General features: G+C 65.4%; 16 protein-coding genes. 13 read left to right on the top strand and 3 right to left on the bottom strand.

Features of this window, described 5'->3' with window-relative positions; translation table 11 throughout:
* Positions 1 to 6: 6 nt before the first annotated feature.
* From B2747_RS04995 to B2747_RS04955, 9 genes are all read left to right on the top strand, one after another.
* The gene (locus B2747_RS04995) at positions 7 to 978 is read left to right on the top strand and encodes an ABC transporter substrate-binding protein (RefSeq protein ID WP_291157426.1); all 972 of its coding nucleotides are present in this window, start codon (positions 7 to 9) and stop codon (positions 976 to 978) included.
* Between the two features lie 9 nt (positions 979 to 987).
* Complete coding sequence (locus tag B2747_RS04990; protein ID WP_291157425.1) at positions 988 to 2031, top strand: FecCD family ABC transporter permease; 1044 nt, start codon at positions 988 to 990, stop codon at positions 2029 to 2031.
* A gap of 43 nt (positions 2032 to 2074) precedes the next feature.
* Positions 2075 to 2908 (top strand): ABC transporter ATP-binding protein, encoded by an 834-nt coding sequence (locus B2747_RS04985; protein ID WP_291157423.1) that lies wholly within the window; start codon positions 2075 to 2077, stop codon positions 2906 to 2908.
* A complete protein-coding gene (recO, locus tag B2747_RS04980; protein ID WP_291157421.1) occupies positions 2905 to 3801 on the top strand; it encodes a DNA repair protein RecO in 897 nt (298 codons plus the stop codon). Before B2747_RS04985 ends, recO begins: the two co-directional genes overlap by 4 nt.
* 221 nt (positions 3802 to 4022) lie before the next feature.
* Complete coding sequence (locus B2747_RS04975) at positions 4023 to 4481, top strand: hypothetical protein (RefSeq protein WP_291157420.1); 459 nt, start codon at positions 4023 to 4025, stop codon at positions 4479 to 4481.
* A gap of 274 nt (positions 4482 to 4755) precedes the next feature.
* Entirely contained in the window at positions 4756 to 7359 is a 2604-nt protein-coding gene (gene clpB / locus B2747_RS04970; RefSeq protein WP_291157418.1) for an ATP-dependent chaperone ClpB, read from the top strand.
* Complete coding sequence (locus B2747_RS04965) at positions 7346 to 8350, top strand: hypothetical protein (RefSeq protein WP_291157416.1); 1005 nt, start codon at positions 7346 to 7348, stop codon at positions 8348 to 8350. The genes clpB and B2747_RS04965 overlap by 14 nt, the downstream gene beginning before the upstream one ends.
* A 31-nt stretch (positions 8351 to 8381) precedes the next feature.
* Positions 8382 to 8855, top strand: a complete 474-nt coding sequence (locus tag B2747_RS04960) for a nucleoside deaminase (RefSeq protein WP_291157414.1) — start codon at positions 8382 to 8384, stop codon at positions 8853 to 8855.
* Between the two features lie 101 nt (positions 8856 to 8956).
* Positions 8957 to 10486, top strand: coding sequence for a serine hydrolase domain-containing protein (locus B2747_RS04955; protein WP_291157413.1), 1530 nt, complete (start codon positions 8957 to 8959; stop codon positions 10484 to 10486).
* 53 nt (positions 10487 to 10539) lie between these two features.
* On the opposite strand, the gene B2747_RS04950 is transcribed toward B2747_RS04955, so the two are convergent.
* Together B2747_RS04950 and B2747_RS04945 are read right to left on the bottom strand one after the other, a co-directional pair.
* Complete coding sequence (locus B2747_RS04950) at positions 10540 to 10944, bottom strand: type II toxin-antitoxin system RelE family toxin (RefSeq protein ID WP_291157412.1); 405 nt, start codon at positions 10942 to 10944, stop codon at positions 10540 to 10542.
* Positions 10941 to 11309, bottom strand: a complete 369-nt coding sequence (locus tag B2747_RS04945; protein WP_291157410.1) for a hypothetical protein — start codon at positions 11307 to 11309, stop codon at positions 10941 to 10943. The genes B2747_RS04950 and B2747_RS04945 overlap by 4 nt, the downstream gene beginning before the upstream one ends.
* A 199-nt stretch (positions 11310 to 11508) precedes the next feature.
* On the opposite strand from B2747_RS04945, the gene B2747_RS04940 reads away from it, so the two are divergent.
* Together B2747_RS04940 and B2747_RS04935 are read left to right on the top strand one after the other, a co-directional pair.
* Entirely contained in the window at positions 11509 to 12471 is a 963-nt protein-coding gene (locus B2747_RS04940; protein ID WP_291157409.1) for a hypothetical protein, read from the top strand.
* 234 nt (positions 12472 to 12705) lie between these two features.
* Positions 12706 to 13518: an antitoxin Xre/MbcA/ParS toxin-binding domain-containing protein gene (locus tag B2747_RS04935; protein ID WP_291157407.1), complete on the top strand. Its 813-nt coding sequence runs from the start codon at positions 12706 to 12708 to the stop codon at positions 13516 to 13518.
* A gap of 800 nt (positions 13519 to 14318) precedes the next feature.
* On the opposite strand, the gene B2747_RS04930 is transcribed toward B2747_RS04935, so the two are convergent.
* A complete protein-coding gene (locus B2747_RS04930) occupies positions 14319 to 15317 on the bottom strand; it encodes a D-2-hydroxyacid dehydrogenase (protein ID WP_291157405.1) in 999 nt (332 codons plus the stop codon).
* Between the two features lie 1027 nt (positions 15318 to 16344).
* On the opposite strand from B2747_RS04930, the gene B2747_RS04925 reads away from it, so the two are divergent.
* Positions 16345 to 17841 carry a tyrosine-type recombinase/integrase gene (locus tag B2747_RS04925; protein ID WP_291157403.1) on the top strand — a complete coding sequence of 499 codons (1497 nt, stop codon included), beginning with the start codon at positions 16345 to 16347 and terminating at the stop codon, positions 17839 to 17841.
* 69 nt (positions 17842 to 17910) lie between these two features.
* Positions 17911 to 18294, top strand: coding sequence for a hypothetical protein (locus B2747_RS04920; RefSeq protein ID WP_291157401.1), 384 nt, complete (start codon positions 17911 to 17913; stop codon positions 18292 to 18294).
* Positions 18295 to 18314: the final 20 nt, after the last annotated feature.

Below are 18314 nucleotides of genomic sequence, written 5' to 3'. Positions count from 1 at the left end.
CCCGGGATGCGTGCATGGTGGGCGGCGAGGCGCGCGCTGGCTCTGGGCTTTGTGCTCATGGCCGGTGGCGTGTGGGCATGTGGCGGTGAAGCGGCGAGCAACGCAGCGCGTGATACGGTTGAGAGTGCGACCAGTGCTGCCACGTCGTCTGCTGTCGATTCGCTCGACGACTTTGGTGCCCCGGTCATGCCGCTTGAGGCCAACGCGCGTGTGGTCTCGCTCAACCCCACCGCCACCGAGGTGCTCTTTGCCCTCGGCGTGCAGCGTCAGCTGGTGGGGCGCTCCGACTACGACGAATTCCCCGCGGAGGCCAAGCGCCTGCCCGCATTGGGCAATGGCATCAAGCCCAACGTCGAAGCCGTGCTGGCCGCCAGACCGGCCCTCGTAGTGCTCTATGCCACGGCAGACAACCGGCCCGCCGCCGATGCCTTTGCCCGCGCCGGCGTACGAGTGCTCGCGCTGCGTGGCGATCGCATTGAAGGTTTTCATCGCCTCGTACGCATTCTTGGCACCACCCTCGGGGCCAGCGAGGCCGCGCGGGTGCTGAGTGATTCGGTGGCCGCCACACTCGACACCGTGCGTGCGCGGGTCGCGCGCAACGTGCCCGCGGCCTCGCGCCCTGCCGTGCTCTGGCCTGTGTGGCCCACACCGCCGATGGTCATCGGGCAAGGCAGCTATCTGCACGAGCTGCTCGAGATCGCCGGCGCACGCAACGTGTTTGCCGATCTCGACGCACCCTCGCCGCAGGTGAACATCGAAGAGGTCGTACGCCGCGCGCCCGACCGGGTCGTCAGCTCGCGCACGCGCGCCGACGAGTTGCGGAGCTCACCCGTCTGGCGCAGTGTGCCGGCTGTGGCACGCGGAGACTTTGTCATCATCGACCCCGCGCTCACGCTGCGTCCTTCGGTGCAACTGGGCATGGCCGCGTCGGCCCTCGCGCGCGCGCTGCACCCCACGCTGGCCGATTCGCTGCCTTAGGGCAGGCGCATGGCCACCTCGACGCGCAGTCCTCACGCCACGGAATCGCCGAGCGCCTCGCGCCTTACGCTGGCGTGGGTGGGTGGCGTGGCGGCCCTGGTGCTGCTGCTGCTCGCGGGACTGGCCTTTGGCGCCGTGCCCTTGCCGCTTGGTGAGGTGCTCGATGCGCTGCGTGGCTCGGCCGACGGCACCACCACCAGCATTGTGCGTGATTTGCGCGCGCCGCGCGTGATGCTGGCGGCGCTGGTTGGCGCGGGTCTCGCCATGAGTGGCGGGGCGCTGCAGGGCACCCTGCACAATCCGCTGGCCGAACCCTATCTGCTGGGCGTGTCGGGTGGCGCCGCGGTGGGCGCCGTGTTGGCCATGGCGCTGGTCGGGCCGTCCATGGGTGCGGCCACCCCGCTGCTCATCACGGGCAGTGCGTTTGCCGGCGCGGCGCTGGCTACGCTCGTGGTCACGGGCATTGCCCAGCTGGCCGGTGGTCGCGGTGATGCCAAACTGCTCATCATGGCCGGCGTGATTGTCGGCGCCTTCGCCAACGCCGTCATCATGGTGGCGCTGGCCGACGCGCCGCCCGAACGCATTCGTGGGGCGGTGTGGTGGATGATGGGCTCCGTGGCCGATGCCAATTGGGGCACGGTGGCACGCACGGCGCTCGCGCTTGCCCTGCTCGGCGCCGTGCTGCTCTACAAGGCGCGGGATCTCGACGTCATTGCGTTGGGCCACGAACCGGCGCGTGCACTCGGCGTGGACAGCGAGCGCGCGGGCCGCGTGATTTTTCTCGTGGCCTCGTGGCTGGCTGCGGCCACGGTGGCTGCAGCGGGCCTGGTGGGCTTTGTAGGCCTCGTGGTGCCCAATCTGGCCCGACTCCTTGGCGCGCGCCGTCATCGTCCCATGATGGCCTTGGCGGCCCTCTATGGCGCCGCCTTGCTGGTGGCCGCCGACCTGGCGGCGCGCACCCTGCGTGCGCCCGTGGAACTGCCGCTCGGAGCCCTCACGGCACTGGTCGGTGTGCCGTTCTTTTTATCGCGCCTCCGCCGGGGCGGGTCGTGAGCGGGCAGCGTGGCGAGGGCGGGCAGCGGGTCGTGAGCACGACATGAGCGCTCTCGTCTTTCAGCACGTCACCGTGCATTACCGGGGCAGTGATCGGCCGGCCGCGCTCGACATCAGCTTTACCGCCACGCCGTCACGCTTCACGGCCGTGGTGGGCCCCAATGGCAGCGGCAAGAGCAGCCTCGTGCGCGCGCTGCTTGGTCAGGCGCCGCTCGTGCGTGGAAGTGTGCAGTTGGGCGACGAGTCCCTGTTGGCCCTCGCGCCGCGTGAACTCGCGCGCCGTGTGGCCGTGGTGCCGCAGCGTGAGGAACCCCTGCTGCCGCTCACGGTCGAAGAGTTTGTCTTGCTCGGTCGCCATCCACATCGTGGGGCCTTTGGGGCGCCCTCGCCACACGATCGGCAGGTGGTGCGGCAGGCCATGCAGCGCGCCGGTGTCTACGAGGCCCGCGACCGACGCACCGATCGTCTCTCGGGTGGTGAGTGGCAGCGAGTGCGCATTGCCCGCGCCCTCGCGCAGGACGCGCCTGTGCTCGTGCTCGACGAACCAACAACTTTTCTGGACGTCGCGCACGAAATGGCGGTGTTCGAGTTGGCGGACGAACTCGCCAACGAAGGCCGCACCGTGCTCGTGGTAAGTCACCAGCTCAATCTCGTTGCGCGTTTTGCGCATCACATCGTGCTGCTCAATCGCGGCCAGGTGGCTGCCGCCGGCAGCGCCAGCGATGTCATGCGCGGCGAGATTCTCGAGGCCGTGTACGACTGGCCCCTGGTCGTCACCCGCGATCCCGCCGTTGGTGCCCCCGCGCTCGTGCCACTGCGCGGCCGCGCCCGCGAGTCGCAGGCTGGCAGAAGCGGGGCAGGGCAGGACGGCACATGAACACCGTCGGCACCGACGCCATCGTGCTGCACGTGGCCGACTACCTCGAGTCCAGTCGCATCTATCGGCTCATGACGCGCGAGGCCGGCGTGGTGTCGGTGATGGCGCGTGGTGCGCGCAATTCCCGCAAGCGATTCGGCTCGGGCGTGGACCTCTTTGCGGAAGGCCAGGCGCAATTGCAGTTGAAGCCCGGCCGCGACCTCCAGTCGCTGCTCAGCTTTGATGTGCAGCGCTCCCGCCCACAGCTCGCTGCTGATCTGGGCGTGTTCTACGGCGCGGCGGCCATTGCCGAGGTCACGCTGCGCCTGGTGCACGAAGAAGCCGCACCGCTGGTGTACGACCACCTGTCGGCGGGCCTCACCGCACTGGCCGCGACCTCGACCCCGACCCCGACCCCGACCCAAACCGCGGCACCTGCTGTTGAGGCCTCCGGCTCAATGGCTGCTGGAGTAATGGCTTCCGGCCAAAAGGCTATCGCAGTTGGCAGTTCCGAGCAGACGGCTATCGCAGTTGGCCGTTCCGACCAGCCCGCTATCGCCGTTTGCTGTTCAATCATCTGGCTTCTCATCTCCGACATCGGCTATCGGCCCACGCTGGCCAACTGCGCCAACTGCCACCGTCCCATCTCCCCCAATCTCACCTCCCAATTCTCCCCTCAGTCCGGCGGCGTGGTGTGTGAGGACTGCGCCAAGTCTCTGCCGAGAGGCCGGTCCCTTCCTCCCGACGCCCGCGCGGCCATCGCCCGCTGGCTCGACGGCGACCCCGTCTCCGGCCTCTCCCTTCCCGCCCTCCGCGCCCATCAGCGCCTCCTCCGCGAGTTCATCGCCCCCCATCTCCCCGACTCCCGTCCCCTCAAAGCCTACCTCACCTGGGAGTCCTTCACCGCAAGCTGAAGTAGCGTCTCATGTCCAATGTCCCAAGTCCCAAAACAACAATGACTTGCAGGCTAACGTAGCCAAAATCAACGGGTTCCAGCTCACAACGAACCCTGCAATGTTGCTTGACGCCCGGGGGTACGCGTCCTAACCTTACAACAGGCTCGATTCGCGAGCTGGCAGTTCACCCTCAACGGAGACTTCGACTCAGCACCTGATTCGTCAGTCGAGGAAGGAACATGAAACGTTTGTGGGGAGCACTGGGTCTGGTGCTCGCTCTCAGCGTGTTCATGCCACGAGTCACGGAAGCACAAACGTCGCAGGACGGTAAGACGCGACGGAACGGACACACCCTCGGACAGAACTATCCGAACCCGTTCAATCCGGAGACTCGCATTTCGTTCGGGTTGGGTGATGCACCCAACTGCACCAATCCCAGCAGGCAGTACCGCGTCTCGGTCAAGATCTACAACATCTTGTCCAACCAAGTCGCGATTCCCGTCTTGCAGGGTGGTTCGAACGGAGTGGCCGGTGGTCAACCGCTGGAAAACCTCACTCTCCCATGTGGCGAGTATGTCGCCTTCTGGGATGGTAAAATCCAAGCAACCGGGCGGGAGGCTGCCTCGGGCGTATATCTGTACCGGCTCGAGGTGGATGGCGTACCCACGCTGATGCGCAAGATGATCGTGGCCAAGTAAGCAGCCCTGCTGCGAGCACCACGAGACCCGCAGGACAAACAAAGAAGGCGCACCGGGTGAGCGGACCCGGTGCGCTTCTTTGTTTCCCCCACCCCCAGTCGCGACAAACCACAATGCCATTCCCACGCACGTCTGCGATTCCGCCGTTTCGGCCGACCATCGCCATTGACACTGCACGCCTGTCAGGCCGTAGGTTGTCCCACGACTCCTGAGCCTCCAGACTCTGCTGAACTGACGGGTGCCACACGGCACCACCCTTGCCCTTTTCGACAGCATGATCAATCCCGACCGCCTGACCGTGAAGAGCGCCGAGGCGCTCAACGACGCCGTGGCCATTGCCCGCAAGAACGGCAATCCACTCGTCTACGATCTGCATCTGCTGCTCGCACTGCTGGCGCAGGACGAAGGCATCGTCGTCCCGGTGCTGCAGCGCGTGGGAGCCAACGTCACCTCCATTCGTGCGGCCGCCGAGCAGGAAGCCGCGCGCTATGCCAAACAGTCCGACGCCCAGCCGTCCTTCAGTCGCGAACTCACCCAGGTGGTCGATGGGGCCGAGCGCGAAGCCAAGACCCTCGGCGACGAATACATCTCCACCGAGCATCTGCTGCTCGCGCTCTCCGATGCCAAGGGCACCGACAGCACGCGCGTGCTCACCGGCGCCGGTGCCCATCGCCAGGCCCTGCTCGATGCACTCAAGCTCGTGCGTGGGGCGCACAAGGTCACCGATCAGTCGCCCGAGCAGCAGTATCAGGCCCTGCAGAAGTTCACCCGCGATCTCACCGAAAGCGCGCGCAAGGGCAAGCTCGATCCCGTCATCGGACGTGACGAGGAAATCCGTCGCGTCATTCAGGTGCTCTCGCGCCGCACCAAGAACAATCCGGTGCTCATCGGCGAACCTGGCGTTGGCAAAACCGCCATTGCCGAAGGACTCGCGCAGCGCATCGTGAGCGGCGACGTGCCCGAGGGGCTCAAGAACAAGAAGCTCGTCTCGCTCGACCTGGGTGCCCTCATTGCCGGCGCCAAGTTCCGCGGCGAATTCGAAGAGCGCCTCAAGTCCGTGCTCAAGGAAATCACCGCCGCCGAAGGCCTCTACATCGTCTTCATCGACGAGCTGCACACCCTCGTGGGCGCGGGCAAGGCCGAAGGCAGCATGGACGCGGGTAACATGCTCAAGCCCATGCTTGCGCGCGGCGAGCTGCGCGTGGTGGGGGCCACCACACTCGACGAGTATCGCCTGCACGTGGAGAAGGACGCTGCCCTCGAGCGGCGCTTCCAGCCCGTGTTTGTGGGCGAGCCCAGCGTGGAAAGCACCATCGCCATTCTGCGTGGCCTCAAGGAACGCTACGAGGCCCATCACGGCGTGCGCATCACCGACGGCGCCGTCGTGGCCGCAGCCACGCTGTCCAATCGCTACATCGGCGATCGCTTCCTGCCCGACAAGGCCATCGATCTCATCGACGAGGCCGCCTCGCGCCTGCGCATCGAAATCGATTCCGTGCCGCAGGAAATCGACGAGGTCGAACGCCGCATCGTGCAGCTCGAAATCGAAAAGGCCGCGTTGCAGAAGGAAACCGATCCTGCCTCACTCGAGCGGCGTCAGGCCCTCGAGCGCGAGCTGGCCGACAAGAAGGAACAGGCCGCCGGCATGCGCGCCCAGTGGCAGCAGGAGAAAGAAACACTCGGCGCCGTGGGTCGCATCAAGCAGGAAATCGAGCAGGCCCGCTTTGAGGCCGAGCAGGCCACACGTGCCGGGGATCTCAACAAGGCCGCCGAAATCACCTACGGTCGGGTGCCGCAGCTCGAGCAGGCCATGAAGCAGGCCGAGTCGCAGTTGGCCAGCAACGCCGGGCGCCCGCAGTTCCTCAAGGAAGTCGTTTCGGCAGACGACGTAGCAGAAGTGGTCGCGCGCTGGACGGGCATCCCCGTCACGCGCATGCTCGAGTCCGAGCGCGAACGCCTCACGCGCCTCGAGGAGGTCCTCGGCACGCGTGTCGTGGGACAGCAGGAAGCCGTGAAGGCCGTGTCCAACGCCGTGCGCCGCTCGCGCGCCGGTCTGCAGGACCCCAACCGGCCCATCGGTTCGTTCATCTTCCTCGGTCCCACCGGTGTCGGCAAGACCGAAACGGCCAAGGCACTCGCCGAATTCCTCTTCGACGACGAACACGCCATGGTGCGCATCGACATGTCGGAGTACATGGAGAAGCACGCCGTGGCCCGGCTCATCGGCGCGCCGCCGGGCTACGTGGGTTACGAGGAGGGCGGTCAGCTTACCGAAACCGTGCGTCGTCGGCCCTACTGCGTCATTCTCTTCGACGAAATCGAAAAGGCGCATCCGGATGTGTTCAACATCCTGCTGCAGCTGCTCGATGACGGCCGTCTCACCGACTCGCAGGGTCGCACGGTGGACTTCCGCAACGCGGTGGTCATCATGACCTCCAACGTCGGCAGTCACATGATCCTCGAGCGCGGGCAGGGCGGGGGCGACTGGAATGCCGTGGAGCGCGACGTGCTGGCCGCGCTGCGTGGCGTGTTCAAGCCCGAGTTCCTCAACCGCATTGACGACGTGGTGGTCTTCCACCCACTGGGCCGCGGCGAACTCGATCACATCGTGGACCTGCAACTCGCCCATTTGCGGAAGCTGCTCGCCGATCGCAAGTTGACCCTCACGCTGAGTGAGGCGGCACGCAAGGCGCTGGCCGAGGAAGGCTACGACCCGGTCTTTGGTGCCCGCCCACTCAAGCGCGCCGTGCAGCGGCTGCTCCAGAATCCTCTGGCACTCGCGGTACTCGAAGGCAAGTTCAAAGAGGGAGACGCGATTGTCGCGGATGTGCAGGACGGACAGGACGCACTCGTATTCACACACGGTGCCCGCACGTAACACGCGTTGGCTTCGGGCGCTGCCGGCACTCTGGCTGGCAGCGCTTGCCTGCGGTGGCGGTGACGGCAGCAGTGTCGCGCCGCCGCCTGAACCGCCACCACCACCGCCGCCGCCAGCCATGCCCACGGCGCCGGTGGGGCCGCTGCGCGCCGGTGTCACCGTGGCCGATGCCGCCGGCTACGTGGAGTACACACTGGGCACGGCGCCACTGGTACTCATCGCGCCGCATGGTGGCACACAGAGCCCCGCCACCCTGGCCGACCGCAACTGCAGCGGCTGCACGACCGTCAACGATCTCAATACCCAGGAACTCGCACGCGCCATTGCCGTCGCCTTTGCGGCGCGCACGGGGCATGCGCCGCATCTGGTGGTCAATCGCCTGCATCGCCGCAAGTTCGACGGCAATCGCGACATGGGCGAAGCCGTAGGCAGCAACCGCATGCTCGACACCACATGGCTGTGGTTCCACGCCGCCCTCGACTCGGCGCGCGCCCGTGTCACCGCGCAGCAGGGACGTGGATTGGTCATCGACCTGCATGGTCACGCGCACGAAGTGCCACGTCTCGAGCTGGGCTATCTGGTAGACGACAGCGAACTGCGCCTGTCCAACAGTGCACTCGAAGCCGCTGGCGCGCTCTCGCGCAGCAGTGTGGCGCGACTGGCCACCGATTCGCGTGTCACGGCCGATCGTGGCGCCGGCATTCTGCGCGGCAGCAATAGCCTCGGTGCGTTGCTCGTGGCCGCAGGCTACGCCTCGGTGCCATCGCCTGCCGACCCTGCGCCACTTGCAGGACAGGCGTATTTCACCGGCGGCTACAACACCCAGCGTCATGGATCGCTGAGTGGAGGCACACTCGACGCCATTCAGATTGAAGCACATCTGAATGGTGTACGCGACACCGAGGCCTCGCGCACACGCTTTGCCGCCGCCTTGGCCGAGGCGCTGCAGCTGTATCTTGCGCGGCACTACGGCTGGACACCGGCTCCGTGATGTGCCGTGCGGCGTTGCGCGGGCAGGTGGCATGAACAACGCGCCGCTTGCCCCCGGTGTACTGCACGCCATGCATCTGGCTTTGGCCGAGGCCAAGACTGCCGCCCAAGCCGGCGAAGTGCCCGTGGGCGCCGTCATCATCGACTCGGCAAGCGGCGAGCCGCTGCTCAGCACGCAGAACCGCATGAAGCGCGACGGTGACGCCACCAGCCACGCCGAGGTATTGGCATTGCGGGCCATGGCGGCACAGCACGGCGACAAGGTGCTGAGTCACTGCACCCTTGTGGTCACACTCGAACCCTGCGCCATGTGCGCGGGGGCCATTGTGCTCTCGCGTGTGGGACGCGTGGTGTTTGGCGCCTGGGACGACAAGGCCGGCATGTGCGGCAGCGTGGGGGACATCGTGCGGCATCCGCGGCTCAATCACCGCCCCGAAGTGCGGGGCGGCGTATTGGCCGAGGAGAGCGGCGCGTTGTTGCGCGCGTTCTTTGAGTCGCGACGCTGAAGCGTGATTGAATATTCGTTGACGCGAGGCTGAACCCTCCGCGCACTGACGCTGTCTTGGGAATACCTGAAAAGGTATACGTTCCCCAGAACCCCAGGTCCATGCGTCGCATACATTCGCCAATTCGCGTTGCGGCCACGCTCTTTGCCACGCTGCTTGTCGCGCTGCCCATCCGCGCCCAGTCGTCCGCGCATTCAGTCGCAGCATTTGTCCTCCCCGACAGCGTCTCGGCGCCCGACGTCGTGCGGGCCTTTGCCGCGCAGCTTGCCTTCCCCGCGCCCATGTCCGACAAGGACTTCGTGCGTCAGTGGTTCGACAAGAGCGCCTACACCTTCGAGTCGGCCGAGTCTCTGGCCAAACGCATGGAGTCCGCGCGCCGCAGCACCGGCGGTGTCACCGTGCAACGCGTGGAGCAGCGCGGCGCGCAGCCCTGGCTGCTCGTGCAAACTCACCGCGGCGGTCACGAGCGCTGGATTCCGCTCTACCTCGAGAACAACAAGCTGCAGGGCTGGGATGTGCGCATCGACCCCTTAGCCGCCGTGGGTCGGCCACCCGAGCTGCCTGCGCGCCCTGTGCCAGCCGACTCCGTCCTGCCCGTGGTGCAGCACTGGCTCAACTGGTGGGCGCAGCACGACCTGTGGTCGGGCACCGTGGCCATCGCGCATCGCGACTCCATCGTGTTCACACGGGGCATAGGGCAGGCTGTGCGCGCCGCCACGGGCAACGAACGCGCTGCCGTGGCCGACACGCGCTATCACCTGGGCTCAGCCAACAAGATGCTCACCGCCGTGCGCATTCTGCAGTTGGTGCAGGAGGGGCGGCTGCGCCTCAGCGACACCGTGCAGCGCATTCTGCCGCAGTATCCGCGGCCCGATATCGGTTCGCGCATGACGGTGCGTCAGCTGCTCACGCATACCGCTGGTCTGGGTGGATTGTTCGAACTGCCGAGCTTCAACGTCAAGAAACGCTACAAGTCGCACGGTGAACTGCTGCAGGTACTGAAAACACGCGACCTGCTCTTTGAACCTGGCACACGGTATCGCTATGCCAACGAAGGCTATCTCGTGCTTGGCGCCATCATCGAGCAGGTCACCGGCGAATCCTACGAGCAGAGCATCAGCAATCACATTCTGCGCGTGGCCGACATGCAGGGCTGGTGCGACTGTGCGGCGCGCTTCGATGTCGCGCAGCGCGCCGACGGCTATTCCTGGCGCGAGGACACCGACCCGCTGGCCGTGGGCGGTGTGGTCGACAATCGCTGGTTCATTGGCTCGCAGGGTCTGTCACTGGGCGGCTACTACGCCACCGCACACGACATGCTCAAGTTTGCGCGCGCCATGCATCGTGGGCGTCTCCTCACCGACTCCCTGCGCGCCCTCATGTGGACCGCCGAGCCGCTCGCCAAGCCTGCGGCCTACGGACTCGGTGTGGGTCTCAAGACCTACGAGGGCCGCGCCGCCTGGGGCCACGGTGGCGGTGGTGGACGCAGCGGGATCGGCGTGGAGTTCGGGGCCATGCAGGACGGCAATTGGTCATTGGCCGTCATGGGAAATCGCGACCTCAGCGATGCGCGGCAGGTGTTCACGCCGCTCATGCGCTTTCTGGCGCGGCAGGGCAGGGAGCTGTTGTGAGCGTGGCTGGGGAGCGCTTTCTGCGTTGCTCAGTTTCTACGGTAGTCGGTTGTTCAGCGATTCTTTCGACCATGCGCAGGCGGTGCTGCGTCCTGCGCCGCCTCTACCTGACCGGTGAGCTCCCGCCTTAGTTCCTCGGCACGCTCCACGATATCTGCCTGATTCTGAACCCAGATATCGCGCCGGGCACCGATCATGAAGATGTGTACTTCGTGTCGATTCACGTCTACGCGATACACAATGCGCACATGCGACACACGCAGTTTGCGCATTCCGACCAGCGGACTACGTAGCGGTGCGCCGAACTGTTCTGGCGCCGTAGCCAGTTTTTCTGTTATCGCCTTGCGTGCGATCTGGAACGCGGCGTCTCCGATGGCAGGGAGATCTTCACGCAGTATTCGTGGAGAGAATCGGAGACGCCACCGCGATGTCTCCGCCCGCGTCTCCCTCTTGCTCACCGCCGTGTCTTGCGTGTGCGTGCGCTGCCTGTGGCTGACCGCGCGCCCTTCTTCGGCGTAGCTATGGCGGAGCCAGCAGCCAACATTGCATCAGCTTGCGCGAAGAAGTCGTCTTCGTCGAGCAGTGCCTCGCTGCCAGACTCGACGGCAGTCATGCGCTCCTGCGCCACCTTTGCCAGCGCCTGATCCTCGAGGAGATCTTCCACGAGACTCATGATTTCCAGGCTCACGATCCCTGCAACTGGCTTGCCGTCGTTGAGCACGTATATGCGGGCGTCCTGAGCGGCAGCCAGCGTCTGCTTGGCCTGAGTCTTGAGATCACTCATGGTGGCCATGCCGATTCCCGCCTGCTTGATGACGAACATATGCCGCTCCGGATATCGTATGATGGACTGCTAAAGGTACTGTATAAGGTACTGTACGGCACTCCTGAGCGAGCCGCAAGGTCCAGCCGATCAGGGGCGCGCCTTCGGCCATACGAGCGCGGCGATCGCTGGCGGGACCTCGGCCCCAACGGGAGATTGGGGGAGACACACACCCTCCCCCCACTCCCACCCCGTTGCCATGACCACGTGGTCCCGTCTGCTGCCCGTTGCCGGCCTTGTCGCGCTGACTGTTGCCTGCAGCGCCCCGGCCGATGCCCCGGCTGCGCTCATTCCGCCTGAGGCCCCGTATCAGGGCGTGTCGCTGCTGGGCGACACCCTGCGCAACTTCCCGCTGTCCGACGCCGCGCGCAGCCGCTATCTGGCGCAGCTCGACACCGCGCAGCAGGCCTACACACGCGCGCCGGCCAACATCGACTCGCTCATCTGGTACGGACGTCGTCTGGGCTATCTGGGGCGTTTGCAGGAGGCCATTGCCGTGTACACCCATGGCCTCACCCTCGCGCCCGACAACCACTGGCTGCTGCGGCATCGTGGGCATCGCTACCTGTCGGTGCGTGAGTTCGACAAGGCCATTGCCGACTTCGAGCGTGCCGAGCAGCTCACCGCGGGCAAGCCCGATGAAGTGGAGCCCGACGGCCAGCCCAATGCGCTCAACCAGCCCATTGGCACCCTGCAGAGCAACGTGCGCTATCACCTCGCGCTCGCGCACTACCTCAAGGGCAACTACGCCGACGCCGCGCGTGTGGCGCAGGCCGAGCTGGATGTGGCCAGCAACGACGATCGCCGCGTGTCCATGACCCACTGGCTGTATCACAGCCTGCGCCGCGCCGGTCGTGTGGAAGACGCCATCAAGTCGCTCGATGGCATTTCGGCCAACATGCAGATCATCGAGAACACCAACTACCACAAGCTGGTGCAGATGTACAAGGGCCTGCTGCCCATCGACTCCGTGCTGCCCGCCAACACCACCGGCGAGCTGTCGGTGCAGGACGTGTCCTCGGCGTACGGCGTGGCGGCCTACATGCTGGGCAATGGACAGGAGGCCGAGGCCAAGTCGCTCATGCAGCGCATCGTGCAGGCCGGGCAGTGGGGTGCGTTCGGGTCCATCGCGGCCGAGGCGGACTTGGCGCGGATGAAGTAGCAGGACCTCGCCTCAAGCAGCCCGGGCCCGTCCGGAAAGTATGATACACGTGAGGTATATACTTCACGTGTATCATACTCCCAGTCGTGTGCTGTAACGTGTTGTATTTGTTTGTTTTGCGATACAGCCATGAGGGACCTCCGCCCTCTCCGTTTCATCGGGCGTTGCATCATATGTGGATATTGGGTATATTCTTGGTATATTTTCAAGCGAGGTGTCGTGGCTGACGTTCTGGTGCTCGAGCCCAATCGCAAGACCCGCCACGTGGTCAATCAGGCTGTCGAGGAGTTGCAGCTTCGTCCGATTGAATCGGGGAGCTGGGACGACGCCGTTGCGCGTGCTGGGCGCGAACCTGTTGGTATTGTCGTGGCGGACTGGGAGGCCATGGTATCTGACGTAGATACCAGCGATTCCATCCGACTCGCCCATCGTTTCAAGAGCGCGATGCTGCGGTTGCGGTCGGTTCGCGAATCCGCGCAGAGCTATGCGCCTCGCGTGATCCTCACCGCCGGAGCAACGAGTCGTGAACGCTATGAGCAGGCGCATGCCGCGGCCATCACGGCGGGCGTCGACGCGTTTCTTGGCCCAGAAGATCTTCGTCTCTCCACAATTCTGGAATCGTACCTGCTACGACTCGTCGGAGAGCTTCCGCCACATGCCTCGTCAGCCGCACATGTGGCCGATGCTTTCGAACTTCCCGCCGTGCATCTTCGTCACGCTGAGTCTGGACGTTGGGACGCATCCAGGATCGCCAAGGCACTTGGCGTGCCCCTCAAGACACTCGCACAGTCTCTTGGCGCGAAATACAGCACGGTGCACAAGACGCCGCACGCCGAGGCTCTCCAGTCCGCGCTTGCACCATTTGGCAATGTGTTGGCGATGCTCGCGCAGATCTACAATGATGACCAGCGTGCTATAGCAGCGTGGCTCCAGACACCTCAGCGTCAGCTTGGCGGACTCACCCCGGTGGCAGCGCTCTGTGAGCCAGGACGTGCGGCGGCCGTGGAGCAGTGGGCGGCAGGATTGTGGATGGGTGACGTGGGATAATGGCGATCAGCACACGCGAGTATGCGACGCTGTATCCCACGTTCGGCGACCGTGTTTCGCAGTGGCGGGATATCCTGGCGTCGGCCCAGCGCGTTCGAAGTCAGCAGCTATGGACGCGGGACATACCTGCGGTGCGTTTGCGTCGGGACGGTGGGTCGCTTCCCAAGCTCCTCGCTCCAATTGGCTACAAATACACTCACAACAGGTTCAACGGACTCAATCGATTTCCGGCATTCTATCTGTCCGATAGTCAGTCTACCGTATTCGCGGAGGTATTCGGTGGGACCGCTGTAAGGTCAGGAACAGTTGGTCCGCCAACGGCGGCACGCCTTACGCTTCCTGTCGAAGCGTGCCTTGAAAAACTCGTGGATCTGAGGAACGTGGCCCTGTTGCAGGCCCTGCGAGTTTCCGAGAAGGAATTGACCGAAGAGTTCGACCTTTCTCGCGTCGATCCGGCGACTGGACGTTTTGCGGGGTACGAACTTCCGCAGTGCCTCGGTGAAATTGGCAACTAGCTTGGGCTCACTGGATTTCTTTACACCTCGGCAGCTGCAAAATCGGCCGGGTACGTGGGTTCCAACGTAGTGATCTTTACCGACAACCTTGCCGCAACCGTGAGCTGGTATGAGGCCGTGGATCCGGTCACGGGCGCCAAGGAGCGGTGGCCGTAACGGGCACTGCTCACGCCTCAACCGCAGTTCGCAGTGAGGCTGCTGCCCTACGGCTTCCGTAGCACGGCTTCCGAGGCACGGCTATCGCAGTTTGCCGTCTCGCCGCCCGGCTATCGCAGTTTGCTGTTCCTAGTAGCCCCGCTCCTTGTCCACCGCCCACGTCGGCACCTGCCCACGCTCAATCGCCGCCAGGTTCTCCAAAAACGCCCCCGCCGCGCCCTCCGCCGTTGTCAGCCCCGAGATGTGCGGCGACACCAGCACCCGCGTATCGCTCCACAGCGGCGACGACGCCGGCAGCGGCTCCTCGACGAACACATCCAGCGCCGCGCCGCGCAGCCAGCCTGCGTTGAGCGCTTCGGGAATGGCCGTCTCCTCCACCACCGCGCCGCGGCCGGCATTGAGCAGCACCGCGCCGCGGCAGCGGCTCAGTACCTCGCGGGACACGAGGCCACGCGTGGCCGGCGTATCGGGCGTGCTCACCACCAGCCAGTCCGCATCGTGCACCACCTCGGCCAGCGCTTCCACGCGGTGCATGGCGCTGAACGCCGGGTGGCCCGAGTGTCCACTGCGCGACACCCCGCTCACGCGCACCCCAAGACCGCTAAGTAGCGTCGCCACCGCGCGGCCAATGTCACCCGTGCCCAGCAGCACCGCGTGCGTGCCGGCTACTCGCGGAATGTCGCGCGGCGCCCACTGCCCACAGCGCTGCGCATCGGCCAGCGGCAGCAGCTGAAGCTGAATGGCAAAAATGCGCGAGACCACCCACTCGGCGATCATGGGCCCGAACGATTCCGACGAGCGCGTGAGCAGCACGTTGTCCGGCAGCAAGCCGGGCTCCAGCCAGGGGTCCACCCCGGCGCCGGTGCTTTGCACCCAGCGTACGCTGCCCAACTGCGCCTGCACGCTTCCAGAAGTGCCTGACGGCCGGCAGACCGGCGGCACACGAAACGCCACTAAGGCGTCGGCCCAGGTCATGTCTTCGGCCGTCACGTTAGCAGGAGTCCCATCGCGGACCTCGAGGTCTGGCCGGGCGGCGCGGATGCGAGCGGCAATGGCGGGGCCGCCGTTGCCGGCCACCAGAACGCGTCGTACGCCCGGGGGTAGGGCGGGGGAGGAGGGTGTGCTCATGCGCGCAAACTGCTCCCCGGACCTCGTGGCGGCCACCCTGGCGCCGGGTCCCACCCCGCAGACCCGAGGTGAACGCCAGTCAGCCCCGCCGGGAGATACCGGCCCTTGATCCCTACTGCTCAGTCGATTAGCTATTGAGGCTCTGCGGCGGTTGTTCCACGCTGTGGAGGGCGCACCGCAATGCTTGACCGTGTTGCACCGCGCCACGTTGGACAGGTGGCCGAGTGGTTGAAGGCACCGGTCTCGAAATACGGTTCACCCGCGTTGGCCCCGCCTCAGGACATGCTCCTGCGCGCGGGGCTTTTTCGTGTGCGGTGCTCGCAAATGATTGCCAGGAAACAGGATAGGGCGTTGGACGGCGCCGCGGGCGGTCACTTCCGGTACTCTCAGAATTTCTGCGGTTTCGTCGATTTCCGCGGTTCTGCGCAACGAATGCGCAACGGGAATCCCCCTTCGCGCCCGGTTCCCGCGGGCTCGTTTCGCGGCGGCGGCCGGGGGCAAATGGGGTGAGTGGGAGAAATCCGCTGCATTCGGCACGGCAGCTAGAGTGGGCCACACCTGCCTACTTGAGGACGTTTCCCATGTCGTCAGTTCATCAGATCCCGTCCATTTCTCGCCCGGCAAGCCGTTCCAAGCGGCGTCGCCATCATCCCATCCTGGATGCGGCGCCGAGCAAGTCCGCGACGGCAACCGGGCGTGAAGCGTGCGCTGCACGCGTCGCCGCCGATCCTGCAAAGCCATCGACGTCTTTGGGCGTGGCCGCCGGCTGGTCCATGATCGGCCCCCAGCTCATCGAGCGCGGCGGAGTGGCCACCGCGGACGACCTCGTGACGGAGGTCTTCGGTGTGCTTCCATCCGACCCAAGCTTTTCCGCGAAGAGGAAGATCGTCTATGGATGGAAGGCCGGGCGCTCACCGTTCGGACGGCCACTCTGGGACCGGAGCGCCCTCGGCCACGCCATGCGGGGGCCGGTCGTTGGGACAGACTGCGCTGCTGCTGCCCCTCTGTCGGTCGGGGGGCGATAAGCATGGGATGTTACGAACGCGACGGCGCCTACTATATCACGTGCAATCCGCGCACCAAGGCATGGCCGCGATTGGCACTTCGCACCGCGGCGACCACGCCCGAGGAGGCGCAGGTCCTGCATGCACTCTTGCACGATGAGATCATCGCGGGGCGCCGGCTCGATCTCGCGATGGCCCTCAAGCACGGTGACATCACGATCGAACGATTGGCCGCCTTGGTCGGCGAGAACCTCAAGCACGTCCACAGCCTGACGGTGAAAGGGCTGGGACTCCCGACCCGGGCGCTGCCAAGGGCAGACGGCGTGGGGCCCCTGACATTCGGTGACCTCGTAGCGACTTTCGGCGAGGAGCGCCGCACGACGAATCGGAACAATCCGCGTAAGAAGAGTAGGCGGCTCAGCGATGACACGGTCGCGCGCTATCTCCACTCGTACGTTTGCTACGCACGCTTTCTCGGTGACGGCGATGAGGACGCCGGCAAGCTACAGCCCGCCGACATCCTCTGGGATGAACACAAGCTGACGCAGTACGGCGCGGCGCGGCGCGATCCCGCGAAGGCGCCGAAGCTTGGACATGTTCAGCGGCAAGACAAGGTCGTGTCCGGTTCGACGGTGAATCGCGACCTCCGCGCCCTTGGGGCGCTGCGTGCATTCGGAATGCGACGTTACGCCAAGTGGTTCGTTGGGCTGAATGAGCCCGACAGTGTCATCGAGAACGAAGGCGACTCGAACGAGCACCTGTTGGAGCCGGGCGACTTCGAGGCGTGCCTCGCTTACTGTGACGAGCAAGCCATGCGGCCGACGCCGCACAGCCCTGCGCTGACCCAGCGCGACTGGGTGATGTTCAAGTACATGCTCATCGTGCTCTATTGGACGGGGGCCCGTCTTTCGGAAATGCTGCGTATGAAGTGGGATCAGTGGCTGCTGTTGGAAGTCGAGCCTGTCGTCCTTCTTGAAGGCCACTCGGAGCTGGGACCAAACCACAAGCGCCGGCTCACGTCGCCGCCGCCACTGACGCTCGCGATGCTGGAGTGGAAAAAGATCGCCGAAGCACGTGGATGGCGTACCGATGCCTCCGCTCCGGCGTGGGGAGACGAGCAACCGCTGCTCAAGAAGTCCACGTTCTCGAAGGCATGGAACAGCGTGCGCACAGGCCTCACGGCGCGGCCAAACGTTCGCGGGCATCGCATTCATGACTTCCGGCACGACGCGGCAGTCGGCTGGATCCGCGCTGGGGCATCGATCGAAGATGTTCGTCAGGCGCTGGGTCATAAGGATCGTGATGTCACCTATCGCTACACCAAATATCAGTCGGGCACGATGGCAGAAGCCGGAGCTCGCCGGGCGGCCATGGAGGCCACGCGATGCGCAGATCCGCTCACTGCGGTGATGCTGACCGATGGAACGCGCGCGTTGCAGCTGCTTCGCCTCTTGGTCGCCAAGCATCCGGAGCTGGCGTCCGCGATTGCGGCGCATGAGCAGTCTGCGAGTCGGACTTAACGGCGCCTGGTAGCTGCTGCTCGCACGGCGTAACCGCGTAGGTTGGCCCGGTGCTGCGCCACCCATACCGTGATCTTGCCGGACGGATTCGCCGTGTGGCAGCAACCACGCTCGCTGGAGTACACGATGACGCCACTGCAGGTGGCCGCCGCGCGCGGCCCGCAATATCGCGCAGCACTTTTCCTCCTGACCCGCTCACCGGTCTTTCAGCGCCGCGGGGATCATTGGGTAGTCCCGTACCTCCCGAACGGCGGCGGTATTGATTTTCCACGGCTGCTCGCGCGGGCGGATTGGTCGACGGGAGAACGGCTGATGGTCGAAGCCGCCGCGTCGGTTTTCGGATGTCGGCCCGACGGCAACAGCACCGTGTCGGTGAATCTGCTGGACCTTCGCTCAGGATTGGACGAGCCGAATCGTCGCGCCGTGTACCACGGGATCGAACTCTCGCTCTAACAGGGTGCTGAAAAACCGGT

This window comes from Gemmatimonas sp. UBA7669, from assembly GCF_002483225.1.
Taxonomy (GTDB): Bacteria; Gemmatimonadota; Gemmatimonadetes; order Gemmatimonadales; family Gemmatimonadaceae; genus Gemmatimonas.
Note: the sequence above shows the minus strand (reverse complement) of the source record. Positions and strands in the feature narration are given on the sequence as shown.